The organism is Variovorax sp. E3 (assembly GCF_016082275.1).
In the GTDB taxonomy this organism is placed as follows: domain Bacteria; phylum Pseudomonadota; class Gammaproteobacteria; order Burkholderiales; family Burkholderiaceae_C; genus Variovorax.
This window is the reverse complement of sequence record NZ_MOWM01000060.1, coordinates 32,817-39,246: the sequence shown is the minus strand read 5'-3', so window position 1 is coordinate 39,246 and position 6,430 is coordinate 32,817. Positions and strand designations below refer to the sequence as shown.

9 protein-coding genes are annotated in these 6,430 nt (G+C 64.9%); 1 reads left to right on the top strand and 8 read right to left on the bottom strand.

What is annotated here, in order from left to right; all coding sequences use genetic code 11:
* Positions 1 to 562, bottom strand: a 562-nt coding sequence (locus BMG07_RS20970) for an SURF1 family protein (protein WP_198086174.1), incomplete at its 3' end; no start/stop codon positions are given.
* A 27-nt stretch (positions 563 to 589) separates the two neighbouring features.
* Here BMG07_RS20970 and BMG07_RS20965 point away from each other — a divergent pair.
* On the top strand, positions 590 to 820 hold the full coding sequence (locus BMG07_RS20965) for a twin transmembrane helix small protein (RefSeq protein ID WP_081269924.1): 231 nt from the start codon (positions 590 to 592) through the stop codon (positions 818 to 820).
* 77 nt (positions 821 to 897) lie between these two features.
* Here BMG07_RS20965 and BMG07_RS20960 read toward each other — a convergent pair whose 3' ends face one another.
* The 7 genes from BMG07_RS20960 to BMG07_RS20935 all read right to left on the bottom strand — a co-directional run bounded on the left by BMG07_RS20960 (position 898) and on the right by BMG07_RS20935 (position 6,317).
* Positions 898 to 1,779: a cytochrome c oxidase subunit 3 gene (locus BMG07_RS20960; RefSeq protein WP_198086173.1), complete on the bottom strand. Its 882-nt coding sequence runs from the start codon at positions 1,777 to 1,779 to the stop codon at positions 898 to 900.
* Between the two features lie 102 nt (positions 1,780 to 1,881).
* On the bottom strand, positions 1,882 to 2,091 hold the full coding sequence (locus BMG07_RS20955) for a DUF2970 domain-containing protein (RefSeq protein ID WP_198086172.1): 210 nt from the start codon (positions 2,089 to 2,091) through the stop codon (positions 1,882 to 1,884).
* A complete protein-coding gene (locus BMG07_RS20950; RefSeq protein WP_198086171.1) occupies positions 2,088 to 2,714 on the bottom strand; it encodes a cytochrome c oxidase assembly protein in 627 nt (208 codons plus the stop codon). The genes BMG07_RS20955 and BMG07_RS20950 overlap by 4 nt, the downstream gene beginning before the upstream one ends.
* Positions 2,715 to 2,769: 55 nt before the next feature.
* Entirely contained in the window at positions 2,770 to 2,883 is a 114-nt protein-coding gene (locus tag BMG07_RS42530; RefSeq protein WP_269759224.1) for a cytochrome oxidase small assembly protein, read from the bottom strand.
* A gap of 34 nt (positions 2,884 to 2,917) precedes the next feature.
* A complete protein-coding gene (ctaD, locus tag BMG07_RS20945) occupies positions 2,918 to 4,558 on the bottom strand; it encodes a cytochrome c oxidase subunit I (protein ID WP_198086170.1) in 1,641 nt (546 codons plus the stop codon).
* Between the two features lie 43 nt (positions 4,559 to 4,601).
* The gene (gene coxB, locus BMG07_RS20940; protein ID WP_198086169.1) at positions 4,602 to 5,780 is read right to left on the bottom strand and encodes a cytochrome c oxidase subunit II; all 1,179 of its coding nucleotides are present in this window, start codon (positions 5,778 to 5,780) and stop codon (positions 4,602 to 4,604) included.
* A 60-nt stretch (positions 5,781 to 5,840) separates the two neighbouring features.
* Entirely contained in the window at positions 5,841 to 6,317 is a 477-nt protein-coding gene (locus BMG07_RS20935) for a DUF2244 domain-containing protein (RefSeq protein WP_093057649.1), read from the bottom strand.
* Positions 6,318 to 6,430 lie beyond the last annotated feature (113 nt).

The window sequence follows — 6,430 nt, the reverse complement described above, 5'->3', positions numbered from 1 at the left end:
GCGCCCGCGGGCGCGGCGCGCCGTTGGCGGGTGGCGTAGCGGCTGGCGGCACCGGCGCGGGAGCGGCCGTGCCCAGCTCCAGCAAATGGCTCGGCGGCGGCTCGATCAGGCCCGTGACCTCGACGATGCCGGCCGGCGTCTCGACCGCGCCGAGCTTGGTGCGATCGACGAAATTGCGCTGCACCCAGCCGCGCTGGACCATCACCGTCTGCTCGGTGCCCTCGAGCGCGAACGGCGTCAGCACGTAGAAGCCGGGCACGCCGTGCATCTGCCGGTTGTCCAGGTACACGGTCTGCGGCGTGAGCCAGAGGCCGCGCAGGCGCACCGGGCGGTGCAGTTCGTCGGAAGGCTGGGGGAGCGCCAGGAACTCGGCCTGCGTGAGCGGCGGCTTCACTTTCTGGGCTTCGATGCTGGCCTGCAGCGCCTCTTTCTGCGCGGCGCGCGACAGCTGCCAGCGGCCCAATGAAACGGTGGCGCCCAAGGTCAGGACGGCGGCAAGGGTGATCAGCCAGAAGCGACCGGGACGGCGCCGGTCTTCGGAGTACAGGGGTTCAGGAGTCACTGGAGGAAGCGGGGCGTGCGGCCGATAATGCGGGTCATGAAATATTTCGTCGCCCTGGTGTTCGTGGGCATCTTCGCGAGCCTCGCGTTTGCCCTGTTCTTCATGCTGAAGGACGGGCGCAACGGGCGCGCCAAGAGCGGCGGCATGGCGCGCGCCCTCACCTTTCGGATCGGCCTGTCGGTGTTTTTGTTCCTCTGCATGCTCCTCGCCTGGAAACTCGGTTACATCCAGCCCACCGGACTCCCGCTCGGCAAGTAGATGGTGCTCGTTCCACGAGAACCATGAAAAAGGCGCCTTACGGCGCCTTTTTTCTGGAATGCCGCGAGGTGCTTCGCTCAAAGCCAGTAGACCAGCATGTAGAGGCCGAGCCAGACCACGTCCACGAAGTGCCAATACCAGGCCGCGCCCTCGAAGCCGAAGTGGCGCTCCGGCGTGAAGTGGCCCTTTTGCAGGCGCAGCGTGATGAACAGCAGCATCAGCATGCCGATGAACACGTGCAGGCCGTGGAAGCCGGTCAGCATGAAGAAGGTCGAACCGTAGGTGCCCGAGCTGAGCTTGAGGTTCAGTTCGGTGTACAGGTGGTGGTATTCGTAGCCCTGCACGCCCAGGAAGATCATGCCCAGCAGCACGGTCATCCACATGAAGCGGATGGTCTGCGCGCGGTGGCCGGCACGCAGCGCGTGGTGGGCGATGGTGAGGGTCACGCCCGAGCTCAGCAGCAGCGCGGTGTTGATCGTGGGCAGCCAGAACGGGCCGACGGTCTGGAAGGGCTCGACGATGCCGGCCGGCGAACCGGTGGCGCCGGCCGCGACGCTGGGCCACACGGCCTTGAAGTCGGGCCAGAGGATCGCGTTGTCCAGGCTGCCGAGCGTCGGCAGCGCGTGGGTGCGGGCCCACCACAGCGCGGTGAAGAAGGCGCCGAAGAACATCACTTCGGAGAAGATGAACCAGCTCATGCTCCAGCGGAACGAGAGGTCGACCTTGTGGCCGTACTGGCCGCTTTCGCTCTCGCCGATGGCGGCGCGGAACCACACGAAGAGCGTGCCGAGCCAGATCACCATGCCCGCCAGCAGCGACCAGGCGCCCCAGGCATGGCCGTTGATCCACTGCGCGGCGCCCAGGATGACGAAGAACAGGCCGATTGCCGCCGAGACCGGGTAGGCCGACGGTCCGGGCACGAAGTAGTAGGGCGTGGTGCCGTGGGTGGTTGAACTCATATCAGCTGCTCCTGGCTTTCTTTCTTCTCTCGATTCAGTGGATTCTGCTTGTCGTGGGTTGCTGCTTCTTCGCCGCCATCATCATCGCTGTGTTCCCGGCCTTTACGCCGCGGCCACATGGCGCACCAGCAGCACCAGGGCGACCACGAAGACGATCACCGCCACGAACGCCACCGCAATGATGTGCAGCGGGTTCAGCTTGCCCAGGTCTTCCTGGTAGGCGCTGTTCTTGCGAACGCCGAAGAACGACCAGCCCACCGCCTTCACCGTGTCCCACAGCGAGGCCTTGGGCCGGGGCGACGGCTCGGTCACGAACGCGGCTCATTGGCGGCATTCGAAACGGCGGCCACCGGCGCCGCGGGCGTCTTGCCGCCCACCTCGAAGAAGGTGTACGACAGCGTGATGGTCTTCACGTCCTTGGAAATCTTGGGGTCGATGACGAACGCGACCGGCCACTGCTTCTTCTCGCCCGGGTCGAGCGTGTACTGGTTGAAGCAGAAGCACTCGAGCTTGTTGAAGTACGGCGCGGCCTGCTGCGGCGCGTAGCTCGGAATGGCCTGCGCGGCCATGCGGCGGTTCTGCACGTTCTGGAACTCGTACATCACCGTGTTGAGCTGGCCCGGGTGCACCTGGATGGTCCGCTCCGCGGGCTTGAAGTCCCACAGGCCGCCACGCACGTTGGAGTCGAACTCGACCGTGATGGTGCGGGTCATGTCGACCTGCGTGTTGTCGGGCGCGTTCACGGCCTTGCCGCCGCTGGCACCGCCCGGTACCTGCAGCTCGGACAGCGCGAGGATGTTGATGCCCGTCATCTCGCAGATGGCGCGGTACATCGGCACCAGCGCATAGCCGAAGGCGAACATGCCGCAGGCCACGACGGCCAGCTTGCCGACCATGCGGACATTGGCGCGGCGGATGCGTTGACCGATGCTCATGATGCTGCTTCCGTTCGGTGGCGTGCGTGATGAAGTGCGCGTGTGGCGGTCGGGTTCAGCGTGCGCCGAACCAGACCATGCGCACGATGAAACCGATGAAGAACACCACGGCGATGGAGGCCAGCGTGAGCCCCATGCGCCGGTTGCTGCGTTTCTGTTCGGGTGTCATCGCGTGGGGGCCGCTGCTGCTAGTGCCAGGCCGGTCAACCGATCACCTTGGTGGCGGTCGCGTCGAGCTTGGGCGGGGTCTCGAAGGTGTGGAACGGCGCCGGCGACGGCACTTCCCACTCGAGGCCTTCGGCGCCTTCCCATGGCTTCTGCGGGGCCTTCTCGCCCTTGCCGCGCATGGTCGGGAACACGACGAACAGGAAGAAGTACACCTGCGCGAAGCCGAAGAAGAACGCACCGACCGACGCCACGGCGTTGAAGTCGGCGAACTGCATCGGGTAGTCGGCGTAGCGTCGCGGCATGCCGGCCAGGCCCAGGAAGTGCATCGGGAAGAAGGTCACGTTGAACGAGATCAGCGACCACCAGAAGTGGACCTTGCCGCGCGTTTCGTTGTACATCACGCCGGTCCACTTGGGCACCCAGTAGTAGAAGCCCGAGAACATGGCGAACAGCGAGCCGGCCACCAGCACGTAGTGGAAGTGGGCCACCACGTAGTAGGTGTCCTGCAGCTGCGTGTCGATGGGCGCCACGGCCAGGATCAGGCCGGTGAAGCCGCCCATCGTGAACACGAAGATGAAGCCGACCGCGAACAGCATGGGCGTCTCGAAGGTCATCGAGCCCTGCCACATGGTGGCGATCCAGTTGAAGATCTTCACGGCCGTGGGCACCGCGATCAGCATGGTCGCGTACATGAAGAACAGCTGGCCCGTGAGCGGCATGCCGGTCGTGAACATGTGGTGCGCCCACACGATGAACGACAGGATGGCGATCGACGAGGTGGCGTACACCATCGAGGCATAGCCGAACAGCTTCTTGCGCGCGAAGGCCGGGACCACCTGGCTGATGATGCCGAAGGCCGGCAAGATCATGATGTAGACCTCGGGGTGGCCGAAGAACCAGAAGATGTGCTGGTACATCACCGGGTCGCCGCCGCCGGCGGGGTTGAAGAAGCTGGTGCCGAAGTGGCGGTCGGTCAGCGTCATGGTGATGGCGCCGGCCAGCACGGGCATCACGGCGATCAGCAGGTACGCGGTGATGAGCCAGGTCCAGCAGAACATCGGCATCTTCATCAGCGTCATGCCGGGAGCGCGCATGTTCAGGATGGTGACGATGATGTTGATCGAGCCCATGATCGACGAGGCGCCCATGATGTGCATCGCGAAGATGCCGGCGTCCATCGAGGGGCCCATCTGCAGCGTGAGCGGCGCGTACAGCGTCCAACCCGCGGCGGGTGCGCCGCCGGGCATGAAGAACGAGCCCACCAGCATCAGCGCCGCCGGGATCAGCAGCCAGAAGCTGAAGTTGTTCATGCGCGCGAACGCCATGTCGGAGGCGCCCACCTGCAGCGGGATCATCCAGTTCGCGAAGCCCACGAAGGCCGGCATGATGGCGCCGAACACCATGATCAGGCCGTGCATGGTGGTGAACTGGTTGAACAGCTCGGGGTTCACCAGCTGCAGGCCGGGCTGGAACAGCTCGGCGCGGATCAGCAGCGCGAGCACGCCGCCCACCATCAGCATCGTGAAGCTGAACAGCAGGTAGAGCGTGCCGATGTCCTTGTGGTTGGTCGCGAACACCCAGCGACGCCAGCCGGTGGGCGCGTGGTGGTCGTGATGCTCGTCGTGCGCGTGGTCGCCGGGGACTGCGTGACCGTGGGGGTCGAGGACTGCACTCATTTCGTTGTTCCTTGCAATTTCTTCGTCGCGGGGCGCTGCCCGGTCACTTGCCGCGCAGGGCGAGCACTTCGGCCGGCTGCACCAGTTGGCCGGTCTTGTTCGACCAGCTGTTCTTGGTGTAGGTGGCCACGGCCGCGAGGTCGGTATCGCTCAGTTGCTTCCACGACGGCATGGCGCCGTTGTTCTGGCCGTTGAGCAGCACATGCAGCTGCACCGAGTGGTCGGCGTCGAGCACCTTCGGGTCGCCGTCCAGGGCCTTGATCGGGCCCGCGCCCTTGCCGTTGGCCTGGTGGCAGGCGGCGCAGTTGGCGGCGTAGACCTTCTCGCCGCGCACCAGCATGTCGGGCAGGGTCCAGACCTTGGTCGGGTCGTCGAGCTTGGCGGCGGCGATCTTGCGCTGGTCGGTCACCCAGGCGGTGTAGTCGGCGGCCGAGACCACCTTCACCTGGATCGGCATGAAGGCGTGTTCCTTGCCGCACAGTTCCTGGCACTGGCCGTAGTAGGTGCCGATGGTCTCGGCGCGGAACCAGGTGTCGCGCACGAAGCCGGGAATCGCGTCCTGCTTGAGGCCCAGCTGCGGCACCGCGAAGGCGTGGATCACGTCGTTGGCGGTGGTGATGATGCGGATCTTCTTGTTGACCGGCACCACCAGCGGGTTGTCGACCTTGAGCAGGTAGTCGTCGGGCATGGCGCCCTTGGCACCGGCGTCGGACATGGCGCGCTGCGAGCTGTCCAGCGTGGAGATGAAGGCCAGGCCCTCGCCTTCGCCGTTCAGGTAGTCGTAGCCCCACTTCCACTGGTAGCCCGTGGTCTTGATCGTGAGGTCGGCGTTGGTGGTGTCCTTCTGGGCCACCAGCACCTTGGTGGCGGGCAGCGCCATCACGATCACGATGAGGAAGGGCACGATGGTCCAGATGACCTCGACCACCACCGATTCATGGAAGTTGGCCGCCTTGTGGCCCACCGACTTGCGGTGCTTCCAGATCGAATAGAACATGACCGCGAACACGGCGACGAAGATGACCGTGCACAGGATCATCATGATCGTGTGGAGCAGATGCTGCTCCTGCGCGATCTTGGTCACCCCGACCGGAAGATTCAGCTGGCGCACCGAAGGGCCGCCGGGCAGATCGTTGACTGCGTGCGCCGCGCTGCTGAAAGCCGCGCCGGCCGCCAGCAACAGATTCGCCGGCCTGTACTTGTTGCGCCAAATGCTCTTCATCGTGTTCACGTTTCTTCAATTTTTCGACAAACCCAAGCGTGCAGCACTGCGCGCGCCCCCTCAGGCGCCGCGCAACGCCATGCGAATCTCGCGGGCCAAGGCCGCACGCAACTCCGGGCGTACATAGCGCCCCACCCTGACCGATCGACCCTGACCCGAAACCTCGATCAGCGAACGATCGCCGGTCTGCGGTTCGATCCGCACCTGGTGCGGAAGAAATTCCGTGCGCTCGTAGTGCCCGCCGTTCTCGAGCTCGACGACGAGGCGTCCCTCCTGCAGCGCGATCTTCTCGCCATCGGTCGCATGCCGTGCGTAAACCATGAACGCAAACCCGACAGCGGCCAGTTCGAGCCAGGCAAAAGGCAACACCAGGGGCGCACCGTGCAGCCAGAACAGGGTGCCGATGCCGAGCGATACCACGCACAGCGAGGCGTAGAGCCAGCCCAGCTGGCTCGGCGTCACCGAGCAATTTCGCTTCAGGAACCAGTGGATGCTCTGGCCTGAAACGGTGGCAAATCGAAACACGGAATTCGACACGGGCGAGTTCAGCAAATCGGTGCGTCGACGGTGGCCAAACCCCTCGTACAAACAGGATCCGACACCCCTCGATCGCGGGACAATACCCGCGAGTTTCACGCAACGGCGGATTG

Bases quoted from the DNA above. Each gene is read 5' to 3' on its own strand.
- BMG07_RS20950 (WP_198086171.1), bottom strand. From the start codon at position 2,714: ATGAGCATCGGTCAACGCATCCGCCGCGCCAATGTCCGCATGGTCGGC.
- BMG07_RS20960 (WP_198086173.1), bottom strand. From the start codon at position 1,779: ATGAGTTCAACCACCCACGGCACCACGCCCTACTACTTCGTGCCCGGA.
- ctaD (WP_198086170.1), bottom strand. From the start codon at position 4,558: ATGAGTGCAGTCCTCGACCCCCACGGTCACGCAGTCCCCGGCGACCAC.
- BMG07_RS20965 (WP_081269924.1), top strand. From the start codon at position 590: ATGCGGGTCATGAAATATTTCGTCGCCCTGGTGTTCGTGGGCATCTTC.
- coxB (WP_198086169.1), bottom strand. From the start codon at position 5,780: ATGAAGAGCATTTGGCGCAACAAGTACAGGCCGGCGAATCTGTTGCTG.
- BMG07_RS42530 (WP_269759224.1), bottom strand. From the start codon at position 2,883: ATGACACCCGAACAGAAACGCAGCAACCGGCGCATGGGGCTCACGCTG.